The sequence below is a fragment of the Enterococcus sp. DIV1067f genome, assembly GCF_050543505.1.
Taxonomy (GTDB): Bacteria; Bacillota; Bacilli; order Lactobacillales; family Enterococcaceae; genus Enterococcus_D; species Enterococcus_D entomosocium.
Genome location: NZ_CP172940.1, coordinates 64,405 through 84,012 on the forward strand (window position 1 = coordinate 64,405; position 19,608 = coordinate 84,012).

17 protein-coding genes are annotated in these 19,608 nt (G+C 45.7%); 14 read left to right on the top strand and 3 right to left on the bottom strand.

Going from position 1 to position 19,608, the window contains the following annotated elements; genetic code table 11:
- The first annotated feature begins 95 nt into the window (after positions 1-95).
- The 9 genes from IGJ42_RS00295 to IGJ42_RS00335 all read left to right on the top strand — a co-directional run bounded on the left by IGJ42_RS00295 (position 96) and on the right by IGJ42_RS00335 (position 10,225).
- Positions 96-383, top strand: coding sequence for a PTS cellbiose transporter subunit IIB (locus IGJ42_RS00295; RefSeq protein ID WP_086372491.1), 288 nt, complete (start codon positions 96-98; stop codon positions 381-383).
- 31 nt (positions 384-414) lie between these two features.
- Positions 415-1,833 carry an L-fucose/L-arabinose isomerase family protein gene (locus IGJ42_RS00300; RefSeq protein ID WP_005226500.1) on the top strand — a complete coding sequence of 473 codons (1,419 nt, stop codon included), beginning with the start codon at positions 415-417 and terminating at the stop codon, positions 1,831-1,833.
- Positions 1,824-2,660: a transketolase gene (locus IGJ42_RS00305; protein WP_005232864.1), complete on the top strand. Its 837-nt coding sequence runs from the start codon at positions 1,824-1,826 to the stop codon at positions 2,658-2,660. Before IGJ42_RS00300 ends, IGJ42_RS00305 begins: the two co-directional genes overlap by 10 nt.
- Positions 2,647-3,588, top strand: coding sequence for a transketolase family protein (locus tag IGJ42_RS00310; RefSeq protein ID WP_008376699.1), 942 nt, complete (start codon positions 2,647-2,649; stop codon positions 3,586-3,588). Before IGJ42_RS00305 ends, IGJ42_RS00310 begins: the two co-directional genes overlap by 14 nt.
- Before the next feature lies 1 nt (position 3,589).
- A complete protein-coding gene (locus tag IGJ42_RS00315) occupies positions 3,590-5,038 on the top strand; it encodes an FGGY-family carbohydrate kinase (RefSeq protein WP_008376697.1) in 1,449 nt (482 codons plus the stop codon).
- A gap of 12 nt (positions 5,039-5,050) precedes the next feature.
- Positions 5,051-5,908: an alpha/beta hydrolase gene (locus tag IGJ42_RS00320; protein WP_430615845.1), complete on the top strand. Its 858-nt coding sequence runs from the start codon at positions 5,051-5,053 to the stop codon at positions 5,906-5,908.
- A 45-nt stretch (positions 5,909-5,953) separates the two neighbouring features.
- The gene (locus IGJ42_RS00325; protein ID WP_430615847.1) at positions 5,954-7,234 is read left to right on the top strand and encodes a DUF4038 domain-containing protein; all 1,281 of its coding nucleotides are present in this window, start codon (positions 5,954-5,956) and stop codon (positions 7,232-7,234) included.
- A gap of 7 nt (positions 7,235-7,241) precedes the next feature.
- Positions 7,242-8,561: a PTS sugar transporter subunit IIC gene (locus IGJ42_RS00330; RefSeq protein WP_016611642.1), complete on the top strand. Its 1,320-nt coding sequence runs from the start codon at positions 7,242-7,244 to the stop codon at positions 8,559-8,561.
- Positions 8,562-8,782: 221 nt separating this feature from the next.
- The gene (locus tag IGJ42_RS00335; protein ID WP_005226517.1) at positions 8,783-10,225 is read left to right on the top strand and encodes a glycoside hydrolase family 1 protein; all 1,443 of its coding nucleotides are present in this window, start codon (positions 8,783-8,785) and stop codon (positions 10,223-10,225) included.
- A gap of 107 nt (positions 10,226-10,332) precedes the next feature.
- On the opposite strand, the gene IGJ42_RS00340 is transcribed toward IGJ42_RS00335, so the two are convergent.
- From IGJ42_RS00340 to IGJ42_RS00350, 3 genes are read right to left on the bottom strand one after another with little or no spacing between them, the layout of a single operon-like run.
- The gene (locus tag IGJ42_RS00340; protein WP_010748512.1) at positions 10,333-10,689 is read right to left on the bottom strand and encodes an MmcQ/YjbR family DNA-binding protein; all 357 of its coding nucleotides are present in this window, start codon (positions 10,687-10,689) and stop codon (positions 10,333-10,335) included.
- A 60-nt stretch (positions 10,690-10,749) separates the two neighbouring features.
- On the bottom strand, positions 10,750-11,502 hold the full coding sequence (locus IGJ42_RS00345; RefSeq protein ID WP_016611635.1) for an ABC transporter permease: 753 nt from the start codon (positions 11,500-11,502) through the stop codon (positions 10,750-10,752).
- Positions 11,499-12,440 (bottom strand): ATP-binding cassette domain-containing protein, encoded by a 942-nt coding sequence (locus IGJ42_RS00350; RefSeq protein ID WP_429968961.1) that lies wholly within the window; start codon positions 12,438-12,440, stop codon positions 11,499-11,501. Before IGJ42_RS00350 ends, IGJ42_RS00345 begins: the two co-directional genes overlap by 4 nt.
- Before the next feature lie 95 nt (positions 12,441-12,535).
- On the opposite strand from IGJ42_RS00350, the gene IGJ42_RS00355 reads away from it, so the two are divergent.
- The 5 genes from IGJ42_RS00355 (at position 12,536) to cydC (ending at position 19,598) form a co-directional block, all read left to right on the top strand.
- Positions 12,536-13,501, top strand: a complete 966-nt coding sequence (locus tag IGJ42_RS00355; protein WP_008376669.1) for an Rgg/GadR/MutR family transcriptional regulator — start codon at positions 12,536-12,538, stop codon at positions 13,499-13,501.
- A gap of 182 nt (positions 13,502-13,683) precedes the next feature.
- A complete protein-coding gene (locus tag IGJ42_RS00360; protein WP_005226527.1) occupies positions 13,684-15,114 on the top strand; it encodes a cytochrome ubiquinol oxidase subunit I in 1,431 nt (476 codons plus the stop codon).
- Entirely contained in the window at positions 15,111-16,130 is a 1,020-nt protein-coding gene (gene cydB, locus IGJ42_RS00365; protein WP_167822589.1) for a cytochrome d ubiquinol oxidase subunit II, read from the top strand. Before IGJ42_RS00360 ends, cydB begins: the two co-directional genes overlap by 4 nt.
- Positions 16,127-17,848: a thiol reductant ABC exporter subunit CydD gene (gene cydD, locus IGJ42_RS00370; protein ID WP_196043899.1), complete on the top strand. Its 1,722-nt coding sequence runs from the start codon at positions 16,127-16,129 to the stop codon at positions 17,846-17,848. The genes cydB and cydD overlap by 4 nt, the downstream gene beginning before the upstream one ends.
- Positions 17,841-19,598 (top strand): thiol reductant ABC exporter subunit CydC, encoded by a 1,758-nt coding sequence (cydC, locus tag IGJ42_RS00375; protein WP_010748518.1) that lies wholly within the window; start codon positions 17,841-17,843, stop codon positions 19,596-19,598. The genes cydD and cydC overlap by 8 nt, the downstream gene beginning before the upstream one ends.
- Positions 19,599-19,608: the final 10 nt, after the last annotated feature.

The following is a 19,608-nucleotide window of genomic DNA, read 5'->3' on the forward strand; positions in this document are numbered from 1 at the left end:
ACAAAAATATTTATCTAAAACTGTTGCAAAATATTTAGCTTATGCTATATTTAAGGTGTAAAAAGTAAGGGATTACATTTTGAGGAAGTGAATAGATGACACAGATCGGTCTCTTTTGTGCAACTGGGCTCTCCAGCGCACTGCTCGTCAAAGCGCTCAAAGAACAACTAGCGGATGATCAGCATTACCAAGTGAATTCCGCGCCTTTTTCAGAAATATTTATGGTGGGAAATGACTATGATTTTTTGATTTTAGCTCCTCAAACCCGCTTCAATCAAGCGAAAGTCGTAACAGCCTTTCCTAATAAAAAAATCGTTTTACTGACGGATAAGGAATTTCTGAGCAGAAATGTAGCACGAATCGTCGAAGAAATAAAAATTTAGCTAAATATACTAAAACGCAAAGGGTGGTTTTATGGATAAAGTAACAATCGGGTTCGCCCCGACTAGAAGAAATTTATTTAGTGCAGAAGCAGCCATTGAGTACGCCAATCTGACACGACAAAAAATGGACGAACTGGCCATTGATTATGTAGATATTTTAGATATCAACGAAGATGGCTTGCTATACGATGATGAAGGGGTTGAAAAAATCGCCGAAAAATTCAAAGCAGCAAAAATCGACGGTCTTTTTCTAGCCAATGAAAACTTTGGTACGGAATATGCCTGTGCTCGTCTAGCCAAAAAACTAGATGTCCCCGTCTTACTATGGGGACCCAAAGACGAGACACCAGCCGCCGATGGTTCACGTTTGCGGGATACGCAATGCGGTCTTTTCGCTATCGGGAAAGTCTTGCGCCGTTTCAAGGTACCTTTCACCTATGTCAAAAATTCTGATATTGATTCACCGGAATTTGCCCGCGGCTTGCAAGACTTTATCAAAGTCTGCAATGTCGTCAAGACCTTCAAACAAACACGAATCTTGCAAGTTGGCCCACGCCCCTTTGATTTTTGGACCGTGATCTGCAACGAAGGCGAACTATTGGAGCGTTTCAATATCTCGCTATCACCAGTACCGATCCAAGAAGTGGTGCAAGAAATCAAGAAAGTCAAAGAACAGCAGCCAGATAAATTGCAAGCAGTCATTGATTATTTCGAAACCAATACGGAAGTCCAAATTTCGGCGAAAGATTTGGAGATGGTGGCAGCCCTTAAAGTGGCCTTGCAAAACTTATGTGAAAGCTACGGCTGCAATGCAGGGGTCATCCAGTGTTGGACGGCTTTACAAGACGAAATCGGTATTTTACCGTATGCCTCCCTGTCGCTTTTACAAGAAGAAGGTCTGCCTTTTGTCTGTGAGACGGATGTTCATGGGGCGATCTCGGAACTGTTGGTCGAAGCCGCTTCGTTGGGGGAACACCGTGCGATCTTTGCGGATGTCAACTGCCGCCATCCAGAAAACGAGAATGGCGAATTGCTGCAGCACTTAGGGGTTTTTGCTTATTCCACCGCGGAGACCAAACCCATTTTGCCGCAACGGCATTTTGTTTTTGACTATCCGGGATCAGTCGCTTTTCGGGCAATCAAAGACGAGTATACGTTGTGTCGCTTTGATGGAGACAACGGCGAGTATTCGTTGCTGATGGGCACCGGCAAAGGGATCGATGGACCATACAATCAAGGGACCTATCTCTATCTAGAATTTGCGAATTTGAATCGCTTGGAATTCAAACTCGTTGAAGGACCTTATATTCATCATGTTGCGGCGGTCAGAAAAAATGTGGTGCCGATCTTGTACGAAGCGTGCAAATATATCGGCGTGCAGCCAGATTTTTATGATCCGATCGAAGAAGACGTCAAAGCATACTTGAGAGGGGATCAATCATGGAAATAAACGAGCTGGAAATGAAGGCTTTAACGATTCGAAAATCCGTGTTAGAGCTGATCTATCAAGCAAAAACGGGTCATACTGGTTCGGATCTTTCTTGTACCGATATTTTAGTGGCCCTGTATTATCAGATAATGAATGTGGATGCGAAAGATCCCCAAAAGCAAGATCGTGACCAGTATATCCAAAGTAAAGGACATGCGGCAGAAGTACTATGGGCCGTTTTAGCGGACAAAGGTTTTTTGCCGAAAGAAGAATTAGCCACCTTTTCGCAATTTGGTTCACGACTGATCGGTCATCCAAACAATAAAGTAGCTGGGGTTGAGATGAATACTGGTTCGCTAGGTCACGGCTTACCCGTCGCAGTAGGGATCGCCTTGGCAGGCAAACTGGATCACCGCACGTATCAAACCTATACGTTGTTGGGAGATGGCGAATTAGCAGAAGGCTCGGTATGGGAAGGAGCCATGGCGGCTGCCAACTACCAGCTGGACAATTTGACCGCCATCATTGATCGCAACGGCTTGCAGATCACTGGAGCCTCGGAAGATGTGATGGCAGTGGAGCCGCTAGATGAAAAATGGCGTGCCTTTGGTTGGGATGTGCATATCGTTGATGGCAATGATATGGCTGCCTTGGTGGCTGCATTAGAAAAACCGCATCAGCCCAATCAACCGAAGCTGGTCATTGCTAAAACCATCAAAGGCAAAGGCTATTCTGCAGCCGAAAATCAAGCGCAATGGCATCATAAAGTGCCAACGGCAGAAGAGCTTGCACAAGCTATTGCCGAACTTGATCAGCAAATGGAGGTTTTGACTCATGGGAAAAAATAATATTGCCAATCGCCAAGCGATGTGCGACGTATTGATTGAAGAAGGAAAAAAGAATCCTGCGATCACGGTGTTGACCAGTGATTCTCGTGGTTCCGCTTCGTTAGCACCTTTTGCCAAGGAATTACCGACACAATTGGTGGAAGTAGGGATCGCAGAGCAAAACATCGTCAGTATTGCGGCCGGCTTAGCCCATATGGGCAAACGCCCTTTCGTTGCATCCCCTGCTTGTTTTCTCAGCATGCGCAGTATCGAGCAGATCAAAGTCGATGTCGCGTATTCGAATAAAAATGTCAAACTCGTAGGCATCAGCGGCGGTGTCAGCTATGGGGCATTAGGCATGAGTCATCATTCCTTGCAAGACATCGCAGTGGCACGAGCGATCCCTAATTTGCAAGTGCTGTTGCCAGCAGATCGCTTTGAAACGATCCAAATGTTTAAAGCCTTAGCGGCATCAAATGAACCAGCCTATATCCGTCTCGGTCGCAATCCTGTTGAAGATTGTTATGATTCTGCAGATTATCCTTTTGAGATCGGCAAAGCCATTGAGCTGAGAAGCGGTCAAGATGTCGCATTGCTCGCCACTGGCGAAACCGTGCGCCAAGCGTTGGATGCTGCTGAGCTATTGGAAAGACAAGGTATCACTGCTACCGTTTTAAATGTTCATTCCTTGAAGCCCTTTGATTCAGAAACGGTCAAACGAGTGGCGAAAGAAACAGGCACCGTGATCACTGTGGAAGAACACAGCCGATACAACGGCTTAGGAGCTGCCGTGGCGGAAACGCTGGCAGAAGAAACGGGCATTCGACAAAAAATCATTGCTTTTCCGGATGAAGCCTTGATTACTGGTTCTTCGTCAGAACTGTTTGCCCATTATGGCTTAGACGGTGGCTCCATAGCGAAAACAGCGGTTGCGTTTCTAGGAGCTTAAGATGGACAAGACCTATCAGCTTGTTTTAGATCAGAGTACATCCGGTACCAAGCTCTTACTGTTTCAAGAAGGGAAAATCCTGCAGCGTTACGATAAAAAACATCGCCAAATTTATCCAAAAGTCGGGTGGGTCGAACATGATCCCCTTGAGATTTGGCAAAATGTCCAAGAATTGCTGGCACAAGTGTTGCAAGAACAAGCGATCACTGCAGATCAAATCGTTTCCTTGTCATTGACCAATCAGCGAGAAACGATCGTTGCTTGGGATCGATTGACCGGCAATCCCCTGTACAATGCGATCGTGTGGCAATGCAACCGCAGCGCTACGATTTGTGAAGAATTGACGGCACAAGGCTGGGAAAAGACGATCAATCAAAAGACCGGTTTGCGTTTAGATCCGTATTTTTCCGGCACCAAAGTGAAATGGTTGGCCCAAGAATTATCAGCCATCAAAGAAAAGTCGGGGACTGGCGAATTGGCGATCGGTACGATGGACAGCTGGCTGTTGTGGAATTTAACGCAAGGGACAGTATTTGCGACAGAAGCCAGCAACGCTTGCCGAACATTGTTTTACAATATTGAAGAGGGCCGTTGGGATGCAGAACTCGTCAAACTTTTTGGCATCCATTTAGCAGACTTGCCAGCGATCAAACCTGCTGATACGGTTTTCGGTAGCTATCACGGAATCCCTATCAAAGGGATCTTAGCCGATTCACAAGCGGCATTATTTGGGGAAGGTTGTCAAAGCCTTGGGGATGTAAAAATCACGATGGGCACCGGTTGTTCGATCATGATGCAAGTGCAGCAGGAGCAGACGTTGCGGGATCGCCGCATTTTGACGACGGTCGGCTGGCAAACTAGCCAGGAAACAGCGTTTGCGCTAGAAGGCATCATCCGTTCCTGTGGTGACGCCATCAACTGGTTCAGTGAGCAAGTGGCTCCGCTGCCAGATGTAGCTGAGATCTGTCAAGAAGTGCTGACCAGTGACAGTCAAGAAGACATCTATTTTATCCCAGCATTGCAAGGAATGGGTGCCCCTTTTTGGGATAATACGATGACTGCCAGCTTTGTCGGCATGAAACGCACAACGACGACTCATGAGCTGTTGAAAGCCGTTTTAGAAAGCATCATTTTTCAAATCAAAGCAGTGATCGATGTGATGGAAGAAGTCGCTGAACGACTGATCAATCAGGTAATGATCGATGGCGGTGTTTCGAAAAACCGCGCCTTGATGAGCTTATTGGCGACTTTGATCAATAAACCCGTCATCGTCAGCGAAGTCGAAGAATTTTCAGCCATCGGCACAATGCTTGTTGCCAAACCAACCATGAATGAACCAGCTATTCAGCAAACCACGATCGTTCCGCAAGCCGAACAGGCCGTGATCCGTTTGAAATATGAAAAATGGAAACGGTTCATTGAGAAGTCAGCTGCTTTTAGTGAAGGATAAAGGAGGAACTATATGGAGATTCAACGAATTCAACTGAATCAAACGGCTTACGTGGATACCTATTTATTGCACCAATCCAAAGAGTACAATGTCGGCAAGAAACGACCGCTAGTGATCGTCTGTCCAGGCGGCGGCTACGCCTTTACCAGTGATCGAGAGGCGGAAGTCATTGCCTTGAAATTCAATAGTATCGGGCTAAATAGCGTTGTTTTATGGTACACCACCGGTGATCAGGTGAAAAACGTTCCCCACAATGCCTTGATGGAAGCCGCCCAAACCGTCAAAATCATTCGTGCGCATGCTCAAGAATGGTTGGTGGATGAGGAGCAAATCATCGTTTGCGGTTTTTCAGCAGGCGGACATCTAGCGTTGCAGCTAGCGACGCGCTGGCACGATGCTGAGCTGGCAGAAGCGTTGGGCGTCAGCAGTGACTTACTGAAAGTGAATTTGGCGATCGCTGGCTACCCATTGGTTTATCAAGAGCATGCTTTCCCAATCGATGAGCTAGGCTTTGCCGCTCGTCTAATCGAAACACCTTTAACTGCCAACGAGCGCTTTTTTGGGAGTAAACAACCGACGGAAGAAGCCATTCAATCCATGAACATTTTGCATCATGTCGATCAGTGGACACCTCCGATGTTTCTCTGGCATACGACGGAAGACGTCTTAGTCGATGTGGCGCACTCGTTGAAGTTGGCGGTCAAATTAAGAGAAGCAGAAATTCCATTCGAACTGCATATTTTTGAAAAAGGCGAACACGGACTGGCATTAGCGGATCGAACAACGGCACGCAAGTCAAGTCACCTCAATGCCCATGTCGCCAAATGGTTTGAGCTGTGCGAAGGCTGGCTCAGTAGTTATATTGATTAATAACCGCCAGTGCACAACTTGTGCCGATGAAAGGAGAGCTCCACCGTGAAAATCACCGTAAACCAAAACAAACGCACCTTATTGCGAGACGGACAGCATTTCTTTTATTTAGCCGATACTTGCTGGAGTGCTTTTACTAGTATTCAAGAAAATGACTGGATCACCTACTTAGACAAACGCAAAGAGCAGGGATTCAACACCCTTCAAATCAATGTGTTACCGCAATGGGATCGCAGCCGTGGTCAATTTGACTGCTTGCCGTTTCCCCTTGATGCGGGTGTCTTTGATTTTACGGTTTGGGAGGATGCCTATTTCGAACGGGCTCAGCGTCTTTGTAAAATTGCCGATGAAAAAGGCTTTAATTTAGCATTGGTTGTCTTGTGGTCAAACTATGTCGCTGGCACTTGGGCTAGCCAGTTGGACAAAGAACGCAACGTGTTGCCGGAGGATTGCCGCCAGGCCTACTATCAAAAAGTGATTAAGACGTTTGATGCCTTCCATCCGATCTACTTTATTGGTGGCGATACGGACTTCCCAACACAGCCAACCATCGATACGTATCTAGAAGCCTTTGTTTTCTTTGAAAAGCATTCGCCCAATACCTTGAAAACGATTCATATCAAGGGACGTTTTGAAGAAATCCCTGAACCTATCGTCGAACATTTGGACTTATTTTTATACCAATCAGGTCATAACAGCGCCTTTTTGAATATGCCTTATTATTTGGCAGAGCGTTTTTATCAACGAGAACCGCAACTGCCGATCATCAACTCAGAACCTTGCTATGAACAAATGGGCTATGCCCGTCACGTATACGGTCGATTTGGTCAAAAAGATGTCCGCAAAGCAGCATGGCAATCATTGTTAGCCGGCGGCTCGGCTGGGATCACGTACGGTGCCCACGGCATCTGGAGTTGGCAAACCCCGACGGCAACCTTTGCGGAAGAAATCGGGGAAGCGTTTGATCGTCCGATGATTTGGCCAGAAGCTTTGTCTTTTCCTGGGGCAGATGATTATAGCTTTATCAAGCAATTATTTGAATTATTAAATATTCAGGAGCTTGTGCCTTGCCAAGAGCGCTTGATCGATGCAGATGAACAGATTCGTATGGCAGCTATCGCAGGAAGGAAGGATGCCTTGCTTTACTTGCCAAGCAATACAACAGTTCGCCTGCAAGGAGATCTTTCTACAGCGACCGTCACATTGATCGATTTGAACACCAATCGTTTCTTGAAACCAAAACTGACAGTTACTGATGGTATCACTGTTTTCCATCCCCACAATTGTCACGAAGATGTATTGTTCGTCATCCAAATAAAGGAGTGAAAAGAAAATGGATAAATATATGGATAAGGTATTAGTATTTGCAGATAAAATCTCCAACAATCGGTATTTAAAGGCAATTTCAAACGGGTTGATGGCGACGCTGCCGATCAACATTATTGGCTCGATCGCCTTGTTGTTAGCAGTTTTGCCGATTCAAGGGTGGACAGATTTTATCAACTCGATCAATATTGGCGGTTATTTTTCCGTCGGTTACAGTATGACCGTTGGGGTTATCTCAGTGTACGCTTCCTTTCTTGTCGGTCACCGTTTAGCGACAGAATTTAAGCAGTCGGCAGTCCCTGCCGGCATCGTTTCGTTGTTTGCCTTTTTGATGATGACGCCAATGGTCACCTTGGAGGAAACAACGACCCTCGACATGAGCAAACTCGGCGCTCAAGGCTTGTTTACCGCTATGATCTGCGGCTTAGTTTTTGCTCGTTTGTACTGCTTTATTTTAGAAAAAAATATCGCCATCAAAATGCCAGCAGGCGTGCCGCAATTTGTGACGGATACCTTCGCCGGTTTGATTCCAGCAATTATTTCTGGGTTTACCGCGATCGTCATTAGCTGGGCATTCAGTTTTACTTCTTATGGCTCATTTTCAGATTTCATCTATCAAATCTTGGCAATGCCGCTGCAAAGCTTGTCTTCTAGTGTCGGTTCGTTGCTATTTATTGTACTGATCCAAATGGTGCTATGGTTCTTCGGTATCCATGGTTCGTTGGTGGTGGGTAGCTTTGTCACCGCTTTGTACTTACCAATGGATGTAGAAAATATGGATGCTTTAGCTAGCGGTGTTGCTCGTTCCGAGCTGCCAAATATTTTGAGCAAGTCGTTTTATGATTTGTTTGCTGGTATTGGTGGGGCTGGGGGAACATTGTCATTGATTATCGTTATTTTGCTGTTGGCGAAATCAAAACAATCACGGACAGTCGCTAACCTAAGTGCCGTTCCTGGATTGTTCACCATTAATGAGCCGGTGATTTTTGGCTTACCGCTGATTTTGAATCCAATCATGGCGATTCCGTTCATATTAACACCATTGGTTCAAGTGCTTGTGGCGTACCTAGCGATCTGGAGTGGGATCGTTCCACGACTTAGTGGCGTACAAGTTCCCTTTGGCACACCGATTTTTCTAAATGGGTTTCTAGCTGGAGGCTGGCAGGTCGCAGTTCTACAAGTCGTTTGCGTTTTGGCAGGCTGCTTGCTGTACATTCCTTTTGTTAAAGTCTTAGATAAAGGAAAATTAAAAACCGAAGCAGAAGCTGCGCAAGCGGAGGGTCACCCACAAACTGAAAGTATCGATGCAACGGGGGAAACGGTTTAAAAGAAACCGATTTTATGATGACAAGCCAACGAGTTAGTGCTATAGTTAAAGAAAGAAAACCCACGTGGATTGTTACTGACTCGATCAGGCAAGACCTAAATAAGAAAGCGCTATTCTCGTTTTAGCAGCGGCTCTTATTTAGGTTTTTTGTTTTTTATCGGAGATTTTTCAGTAACCAGCTAGGTAGGTTTATCAAAAGAAAACAAAAGGAGAACGAGCAAATGGCAAAATTTCCAGAAAATTTCTTATGGGGCGGCGCGACCGCAGCGAATCAATTAGAAGGGGCGTTCGATCGCGATGGCAAAGGCTTGTCAGTGGCGGATGCAATGCCTGGCGGCAAACAGCGTTTAGCGATTTTAGGCAGTGATACGTTTGATTGGACGATCGATGAGGACAAATACACCTACCCAAATCATCGCGGGATCGACCATTATGACCGTTTCAAAGAAGACATTGCGTTGTTTGCAGAAATGGGCTTCAAGAGCTATCGTTTTTCTATCGCTTGGACACGTATCTTTCCAAAAGGCGATGAAACGACACCAAACGAAGCTGGGCTAGCATTTTACGATGCGCTGATCGATGAATGTTTGAAATACGGGATCGAGCCAGTGGTTACGATCTCCCACTATGAAATGCCTTTGCATTTAGCCAAAGAATACGGTGGCTGGAAAAATCGAGCATTGATCGATTTCTATGAACGTTTTGCAAAAGTCGTCTTGGAACGTTTCCACAGCAAAGTCAAATACTGGATGACCTTCAATGAGATCAACTCTGCTTTCCATTTCTCTGCATTGAGTCAAGGAATGGTCAACAGCACGGGGGCCAGCGACTTTACAAACGTGATCCAAGCGTGGCACAACCAATTTGTTGCCAGCAGTAAAGCAGTCAAAATCGGCCATGAATTAAACCCAGAGTTACAGATCGGTTGTATGATCATTTATGCAACGACTTACAGCATTGATGCGAACCCAGTCAACCAAGTGGCGACGATGATCCATAATCAAGCCTTCAACTACTACTGTGCCGACGTGCAGGTACGTGGCAAATACCCATCCTTTACGGATCGTTTGTACAAAGAACACGGCGTCAATAAAGAGGATCTTGAGATTACCGAAGAAGACTTAGCCTTGATTGCTGAACATACTGTTGACTATGTTGGCTTCAGCTACTACATGTCTTCTGCCGTGGATATCACCACAGAAGAAGCCGATGAAGTGCAAGGAAACTTGTTGGGCGGCGTCCGGAATCCATTCTTAGAAGCAAGTGAATGGGGCTGGCAAATCGACCCAGAAGGGCTGCGCATCGCGTTGAATGAATTGTATGATCGTTACCAAAAACCGTTGTTTATCGTGGAAAACGGCCTAGGAGCCATTGATACCTTTAACGAAGAAGGTAAGATCGAAGATGACTATCGTATCGATTACTTGCGCCGCCACATTGAAGCAATGGGCGAAGCGATTGCTGATGGCGTAGACTTGATCGGTTACACGCCATGGGGCTGTATCGACCTTGTCAGTGCTTCAACAGGCGAAATGAGCAAACGCTATGGCTTTATTTATGTTGACTTTGATGACGAAGGCAACGGCACGATGGATCGTTCCAAGAAAAAATCCTTCGATTGGTACAAACAAGTCATTGCAACAAACGGAGAAGAGTTGGCCTAAGTGTTTCGTTAGACTCACGGATGACACAGGATCCGTTATAAAAGAAAACCGATCAACGGTGCTCCTATATAGGCGCATCGTTGATCGGTTTTTTTTGATATTTAGTTTTAACGGGTACGTTCATAGCTGTCTCGTAACAAAGATTGGAGTTGTTTTTCTGATACAGAGCCATCTAGTAATGCGGTGAGCCAATGGTTTTTATTCATGTGATAAGCGGGTAAATAGCCGCGACTTTGATTGATGATCGAAACCATTTCGGGCGCTGCTTTGACATCTAAAATTTCGATCATTTCCGTTCCTTCCAAGCCTAATTTTTGCTTTTCTACAGTCATCAGCAAGCCAAACCATTTGCCGCTTTTACGGTGCCGCAAGACTTGGTACTCGGGAAACTTTGCAAATGGATGGTCGATCTGAACATCATTGAAGGTCTGAGCGAAGGCGATCAGCCGGTTTTTAAGATCCATGGGTATCCCTGCCTTTTTATAATAGAAAACTACTTATATTATACCACTGATTCCTTTTACCTAGCGTATCCGTTTCTGATAAAGCATTCGTGCCAAGAACCAGCTCACGACTACGATACCACCGCACCAGCTAAAGGCACTGATCAAGGTGGTATCTTTCAAGTTTAACAAAAGCCCTCGCAAAGAATGGATGATCGGCGACATTGGTTGGTATTCAGCAAAAATGGCTAACGGGCGCGGCATGGTTTCCGTAGGGACGAAACCAGAGCTTAAGTAGGGCAACAGGGTGATCAAGACAGTAAACAAGGTAGCTGTCTCGGGGCTTTTGGCGATGAGACCAACCAGAACTGAGACCCAAGTAAAAGCGAAGGTGAAGCAAAAGATCAATAGGAAGGCGAGCCCCCAGCCAGCAACTGTGGCTTGAGGGCGAAAACCGATGACCATGGCAACGATCAATACGACCAAGGTACTGATCAAGCTCCGAAGGGTCGCGGCGAAGACATGGCCGTTTAAAAAGGCTGAGTTAGAAATATTCAAGGTCATCAGCCGTTCCACCATGCCGGATTTCAAATCTTCCGTCACCGTTACCCCAACGGAGGAAGCACTTTGGGCGATACATTGGACGAGGACACCGGGAACGACAAAATCGACATAAGAGGTATCACCGACGTTCATAGCGCCACCAAAAACATAGACAAAGAGGATCATTAAAATCGCTGGGGTCAAAATTCCACTTAGCAGAGTCTCCATACTGCGAATCGATAGCAAGAGGTTGCGCTTGAATAAGGTGTTGGTTTCTATAATTGCTTTCATTGGTTTCCTCCTTGGACAAGTGTTAGAAAAATATCTTCTAAAGAAGCATTCTTTTGATTAAAACTGGTGATGGTGATCGGTAGTTGATTGAGTTCCTGCAACAGCGTGAAGGAATGCTGGAAGTCTTGACTGACGGGAAATGCCAGAGAGAGACTGGACTCATTGACTTGCAGCGGAAAATCAGACAGATGCTGACGCACGGTTTGCAAGTGTTCTTTTGTCAATACGCTGATTTCCATCGTTTGCGAAGGGTGCAGTGCTTTGACTTCCGTTGGTGTTCCTTGCAAGATGATTTTCCCTTCATGCAAAATGGCGACTTGGTCTGCTAAAAATTCAGCTTCTTCTAGGTATTGGGTCGTCAGGAAAATCGTTCGTCCTTGAGCGGCGATCTCTTTGATCATGTGCCATGTGGCTAAGCGGTTTTGCGGGTCTAACCCGGTCGTCGGTTCATCTAAAAAGAGCAGGTCAGGTTCGCCGATAAAACTCATGGCGATGTCTAAGCGCCGTCGCATGCCACCAGAATAGTTTTTGACTAGTCTGTTGCTGGCATCCACCAAATCAAAACGCTCTAACAACTGTTGGACGATCAATTGTTTGTTTTTGACATGGCGCAAGGCAGCAATCATCAGCAAGTTTTCTCGTCCGGTTAGTTCTTGATCGACGGCGGAAAATTGCCCCGTCAGACTGATTTTCTCGCGAATCGCTGCTGGATCTTTAGTCAAGTCGATCCCATCGATCAGCGTGGTTCCTTGGTCAAAAGGCAGGATGGTAGACAAAATTTTGACTAGAGTGGTTTTTCCAGCGCCGTTTGATCCTAGTAAGACAAATACTTCGCCAGGAGTGACGTCAAAAGTGACCTCTTTCAAAACGGTTTTGTCTTTGAAGCTCTTTTGTAAATGTTTCACGTGAAGCATTTTCTTTTTTATATGGGTATCCATAGCTTTTCCCTCGTTTCTATAAGATAATTCAACTATAAAGGCTCTTCGGAAAAAGCAACTGCTTATTTCAATATATTGAAAAAGAAGGTGAAAAAATGAACAATTATGGTGCGACAGTGAAAGAGCTTCGCAAAAGCAAAGGCTTACTATTGAAGGAATTAGTGGACGAACAATTGTCGATGTCTTTGTTATCGCAATTTGAAAATGGCAAAACGACGATTTCCTGCGAACGATTTCATCGTTTGCTAGATAAACTAGAAGTGAGTTTTGCCGAATTTCAACTGCTGCATACTGGGGAGCATCATTCGGAGGCTCAAAAGCTAATGGTCGACTATGTCCGTTCGATGGGGATCGAATCTATTGATGAAGTACCTAAACTAAAAAAGAAATATCAAAAGCTGACCGCCTACTTTCAACGACATTACTCCTTGGAGCTGGACCACTTCTTACAACTGATCCGTTTTGACTACTTGATGAAAGAGGAGCTTTTTAAAGGGATGCCCATCCAGGAGGCGTACCCGAAACACAATTATTGTTTGGACTCTGCGAAACATTACTTGCTGAATACCGATACATGGGGTGTTTATGAGCTGCGGCTATTTGCCCGCGTAGCAGTTTCGATGGAGCCAGCTTTGCTTTGGCGCTGTTTGACGATCGCCATCAAAAAGAGTCAGCGCTTTGCAAAAATCCCCGGCAACAAAGATATTCTATACAACACGTTTGAGACGGTGTTTTCCGTCTTTGCTGTTTTTGATGAGGTGGATTATGCGGAAAAGACCTTTCATTTATGGCGAGATCATGTTTATGAAAAAGAACACATTGAGCAAGCGATCTTTATGCCGTTTTTTGAAGGCTGGACATGTCTATTAAAACAAAACAAGCCAAAAGCGGCGGACTTAATGCAACAAACGTTAGATCAATTGGAAAGATTAGGGATGAAGACCACGTTTTCCATGTATCAATCATTAAGCACGTTTGTTTTAAAGGAGGATTTCCCGGGAATTTTATTGAGTGATCCTTTGCTTTCTGAGGGAACTCGTTACGGGTGGGAAGAGCCCTAAAAAGCTATATTCCGCTGATGAAAGCGCCTTATGTTTAAGAATCGGAGAGGAAGTGATTAAAAATCAGTAAATGCAAGCAATTTGCTTCTTTTTTACTGATTAGAGGAGTATATTCGAAGTTGGAATTTTTCTTTCTTTAGAATTATTTTAATGCACTTTTTTATGAAATAGGAGGATGTAGGATGGATATTGTGACACTAGCGCGAATCCAGTTTGCGATGACGACGATTTTTCACTTTTTCTTTGTACCGTTTTCGATCGGAACTGGTGTCGTCGTTGCAATTATGGAGACACTTTATGTGATCAAAAAAGATGAAAAATATCGCCGGATGACGAAGTTTTGGGGAAATATTTTTCTATTGAGTTTTGCTGTCGGGGTCGTGACAGGGATCATTCAAGAATTTCAATTTGGGATGAACTGGTCAGACTATTCTCGTTTTGTCGGGGATATTTTTGGTGCGCCCTTGGCTTTAGAAGCTTTGTTGGCGTTCTTCTTAGAATCGACGTTCTTAGGACTGTGGATCTTTACATGGGATCGGGTCAGTCCCAAGCTGCACGCCACCTTTTTCTGGTTGGTGACGCTGGGTTCGATGCTATCGGCGTTTTGGATCTTAGCTGCCAATAGTTTTATGCAGCATCCAGTGGGGTATACCTTGAACAATGGCCGGGCAGAAATGACTGACTTCGGTGCATTATTGGCAAATCCACAGGTGTGGTATGAGTTTTTACACGTGATCACCGCAGCCATCACGATGGGCGGAATCATTGTTGCTGGTTTATCAGCCTTTCGTCTATTGAAGAAAGACAAAGACATTGACCGCGATTTCTTCAAAAAATCAATGCGGATCGGTTTTGCGGTGGCATTGTTCGGTTCATTCACCGTCTTGCTAGCCGGGGATGAACAAATGAAATACTTGGTTGAAGAACAACCAATGAAATTTGCCGCAATGGAAGGAACTTATGAAGATACCGGGAGTCCTGCGGCTTGGACTGTCGTTGCTTGGGCGAATGAAGCGGAACATCACCAAGTCTTCGGTATTTCGATTCCATATATGTTGAGTATCTTAGCCTTCAATGAACCCTTCGGCTCCATCGATGGGATGGATACGGTCAATCAGCAATTGATTGAAACCTACGGCGACCGTAATTACTACCCGCCGGTCAACACACTCTTTTGGAGCTTTCGGATCATGGCTGGTTTTGGTGCCTTGATGCTGTTGGTTTCTGGTCTGGGGTTGTATTTTACGCGTAAGAAGAAACCATGGCTCTTTGAAAAACGCTGGTTACTTTGGGTAGTGGCAATCACTTTGTTCACCCCATTTATTGCCAATACAGCTGGTTGGCTGATCACGGAGTTAGGGCGTTACCCATGGACGGTTTACGGCTTGTTTACGATCGAAGATAGTGTGTCACCAAACGTTTCCGTGACCTCACTCTTGATCTCAAACATCGTTTACTTCCTCTTGTTCTCTGGCTTAGGCGGAACGATGGTCTATCTGGTGAAACGGGAAATGGATCATGGACCTGAAAAAGAAGCTTTCGGCGAAATCAGCCAAGGAGACAACCAAGAAGGGTACGAAGACCCATTTGATAAGGAGGCGTTTGAAGGATGACCGGTCTGCAATTACTATGGTTCACGTTGATTGGGCTTTTATTTTCCGGATTCTTCTTCTTAGAAGGGTTTGACTTTGGTGTGGGGATGTCTGTGCAGACATTGGCTCACAATGAAGAGGAAAAAGACCAGATCGTTAAAACGATCGGGCCTGTCTGGGATGGCAATGAAGTGTGGCTATTGACCGCCGGCGGAGCGATGTTCGCCTCATTTCCATACTGGTATGCTTCTTTGTTCAGCGGGTTTTATTTGATTTTGCTGTTGATCTTAGTTGGGTTGATCATTCGTGGTGTCTCCTTTGAGTTTCGAGCGAACTTCCCGAAAGAGCACAAAAACATTTGGAACTGGACGTTGACGATCGGCAGTACGATCGTACCGTTTTTCTTCGGTCTGATGTTTGTCAGCATGATCCAAGGAATGCCTTTGGGTGAAGATGGCAACATGACCGCAACCTTTACGGATTACGTCAATCCCTTTTCAATCGTTGGCGGGATCGCGTTGACCTTGTTGTGCTACTTGCACGGATTAAACTATATCGCTTTGAAAACGGAAGGTCCGATTCGGGCACGGGCACGCAACTATGCAAGTATTTTTTATGGCATCCTATATGCAGGCTTACTCGTCTTTGCTGTGATGCTTTACTTCCAAACGGATTTCTTTGAGAATCATTTTGCGACAACGCTTGGTTTGTTGCTTGTGATCGTTGTCCTGACACTGATTGCAAATATCGGCGTCTTTAAAGGCAAAGAAATGATGGCTTTCATTGCAAGCGGCTTGACGTTGATCGCTTTGGTGGCATTGATCTTCACAGGGTTATTCCCAAGAGTCTTGATCAGTTCGATCGATTCAAGCTATGACCTGTTGATCGCTGATGCGTCTTCAAGCCGCTACACATTGAAGATCATGAGTTATCTTTCACTGACGATCTTGCCGTTCGTCTTGGCCTATACGGCTTGGAGTTACTATATCTTCCGTAAACGGATCAGTCATACGGAGGCGTTGGAGGGGTATAAATGATTGATAAACAAATCATGAAGCTCCCAGGAATGAAACAACTTTTAGGGCTGCTTGCGGGACTTTCGTTCCTGCAGGCGCTCTTCATTATTGGGCAGGCGTATGGATTGGCACGTGCCATCACTGGCTTATGGGAAGGACTACCATTAGAGGAACAGTGGGGCTGGATTCTGCTGTTCTTTTGTTCGTTTATCGCCCGACAAGCCGTTATCTATTTCCGTTCCAAAAGACTTGATGATTACAGTTACCAGCAAGCCGCCGATCTGCGGGATCAATTGTTGGAGAAATTGTTTCGGGTCGGTCCTCAGATCGCACAACAGCAAGGGACGGGGAATGTAACAACGATGGTCTTGGAAGGGATCAACCAAGTCGAAAACTACTTGAAATTGATTCTTGCCAAAATCATGAATATGTCGATCATTCCTTGGGTCATTTTGGCACTCGTTTTTTATCTGGATTGGGAATCCGGCTTGGTCTTGCTGTTGGTGTTCCCCTTGATCATCATTTTTATGATCATCTTGGGCTATGCCGCGCAAAGCAAAGCGGAAAAACAATACCGAACGTTTCAATTACTGTCCAATCATTTCATCGACTCCCTGCGAGGGATCGACACGCTGAAATTGTTTGGGGTCAGTAAAAAATACGGTAAAAGTATCTTTGCTTCCAGCGAACGGTTTCGCAAAGCGACGATGGCTTCATTAAAAGTCGGTATTTTATCGACCTTCGCCTTAGACTTTTTCACGACCTTATCGATTGCCGTCGTGGCAGTCTTGCTAGGCTTGCGGCTGATCAATGAAGGAATCTTGCTGTTTCCAGCGTTAACCATCTTGATTTTAGCGCCAGAATACTTCTTGCCGATCCGCGACTTTTCCAGTGATTACCATGCAACCTTAGACGGAAAAAATGCGATGACTGCGGTGACGGAGATCTTGCATCAGCCCGAAGCCCAAGTACCGGCAGTAACGGTTCCTCGTTGGCAGGAAGACGCCCAGTTAACGATCGATCAGCTGGCTTTTTCCTACGAGGAAAAAGCGGCTTTGACGGATATCAACTTGAACGTGACTGGCTTCAAAAAGATCGGGATCATCGGTTTGAGCGGTTCTGGCAAGTCTACCTTGATCAATACCTTGAGTGGCTTTCTCGTGCCAGACAGTGGCGAGATCACTCTCGGAGGGGCGAAGACCACGGCCTTTCGCCAAGCAAGCTGGCAAGAACAGCTGATCTATATTCCGCAAAATCCTTATATCTATCGGTTGACCTTGCAGGAAAATGTCGCGTTTTATCAGCCGACAGCTACCAAAGAAGCCGTACTGAAGGCCATTGAAGTGGCAGGCTTGACTGAGCTTTTGGCGGAGCTGCCGCAAGGGTTGGACACGATGTTAGGAGAAGGGGAACGGCATCTAAGTGGCGGACAAGCCCAACGGATCGCTCTAGCCCGTGCCTTTTTAGACCAGCAACGAAAGATTCTTTTGTTTGATGAACCAACGGCTCATTTGGATATTGAAACCGAAGTTGCCTTAAAGGAACGGATGCTGCCGCTGATGGAAAACCGTTTAGTCTTTTTTGCAACCCATCGCTTGCACTGGATGGAAGAAATGGATGAAATCATCGTGATGGATCAAGGAAGAATCGTGGAACAAGGAACCTTGGCACAACTGCAGCAAAAGCAAGGTGCTTTTACAGAACTAGTCAATGGAATGAGGAGGGAACAGCTTGAATAAAATCGGCTTATTGCGCTCATTGAAAACTGATACGTGGGTCAAGCCTTTCTTGTCAAAATACAAAAACGTTTTGGCGCTGGCCTTATTCCTAGGCTTCTTGACCTTTTTCTGTGGTGGGGCACTGATGTTTAATTCTGGGTACCTGATCAGCCGCTCGGCATCGATCCCAGAAAACATTCTATTGGTTTACATCCCCATCGTACTGACCCGAGCGTTTGGGATCGGCCGTCCAGTCTTTCGCTATTTGGAACGGTTGACCAGTCATAGCTGGGTCTTGCGCATGACCTCTAATTTACGATTGAAATTGTACAACGTAGTAGAAAAAGATGCGATATTCTTTAAGCAAGCGCATCGCACGGGGGATATCTTGGGCTTATTGGCAGAAGATATCAACCATATTCAAAACCTGTATTTGCGGACGATCTTTCCTACCGTGATCGCTTGGATCTTGTATGCGTTCTTGATCATTGGACTCGGCTATTTTTCTTGGTGGTTTGCTTTGGTGATGCTGCTGCTATTAGGGATCATCGTCTTTGTCTTGCCGCTTTGGTCGGTGATCATCAACGGCGCGCGGCAAGAAAAGCAAAAACACATGAAAAACAACTTGTATACGACACTGACGGATAATGTATTAGGGGTTTCTGATTGGGTCTTCTCTCAAAGAGGCAGCGAGTACGTGGCTGCCCATAAGGAACTGGAAACACAGTTGCGGGCGGTGGATGAACAGATGCTGTCCTTTGATCGCCGGCGTGATTTTCTTTTACAAAGCATCTTTGGAGTGATCGCTGTCGCATTGCTGCTTTGGACCAGCATTCGCTTTCCAGGTAACCACGGAGGAGCAGCCAACTGGATCGCTGCCTTTGTCCTGTGTGTCTTTCCTTTAGTTGATGCATTTGCGCCATTACCGTCTGCTGCTCAAGAAACCAATCGCTACAAAGACTCTATCGATCGCTTCAATGCATTACCAGAAGAAAATCGCCAAGTCTCCATGGAGCAACCGTCAGTACCTGAAGTGACGGGCCTCGTGTCGATCACAGTCAAGGACTTGCATTTTCAGTATCCTGAAGGCAAAGAAGTGCTTCATGGGTTGGATCTAACGATTCCTGCGCATCAAAAACTAGCGATCCTTGGTCGCAGCGGTTCTGGGAAAAGTACATTTGCCTCCTTGTTGCGAGGCGATCTGCAACCGACGCAAGGGTCGATCACCTTAAACGACGTGCCTGTGACGGCATTGAGTGAGTCGATCAGTGACTTGATCGGTGTCATCAATCAAAGTCCCTATCTTTTCCATACGACCGTCTTGAATAATATTCGGCTAGGCAATGAGTCGGCTTCGGAAGAAGAAGTCTGGCGCGTACTGGAGCAAGTCGGGTTGAAAGAAATGGTGGCAGCTTTGCCTAACGGCTTGGCGACGATGGTGGATGAAGCCGGCTTGCGTTTTTCTGGTGGAGAACGGCATCGTCTGGCATTGGCGCGGATCTTGCTAAAAGACACCCCGATCATCTTATTGGATGAGCCAACCGTCGGCTTAGACCCAATCACGGAGCAAGGCGTGCTCGAAACCTTTTTCCAAGTGCTGGAGAACAAAACGATCATTTGGATCACCCACCACTTGCAAGGAATTTCGATGATGGACCGTGTGCTCTTTATTGAAGATGGTCAGTTGACCATGAGCGGAACACCTGCCGAATTGGCAGCAGAAAACAAACATTTTCAACACTTATTGGCCATTGACCAAGGACGACGATAAAAAAAAGCGT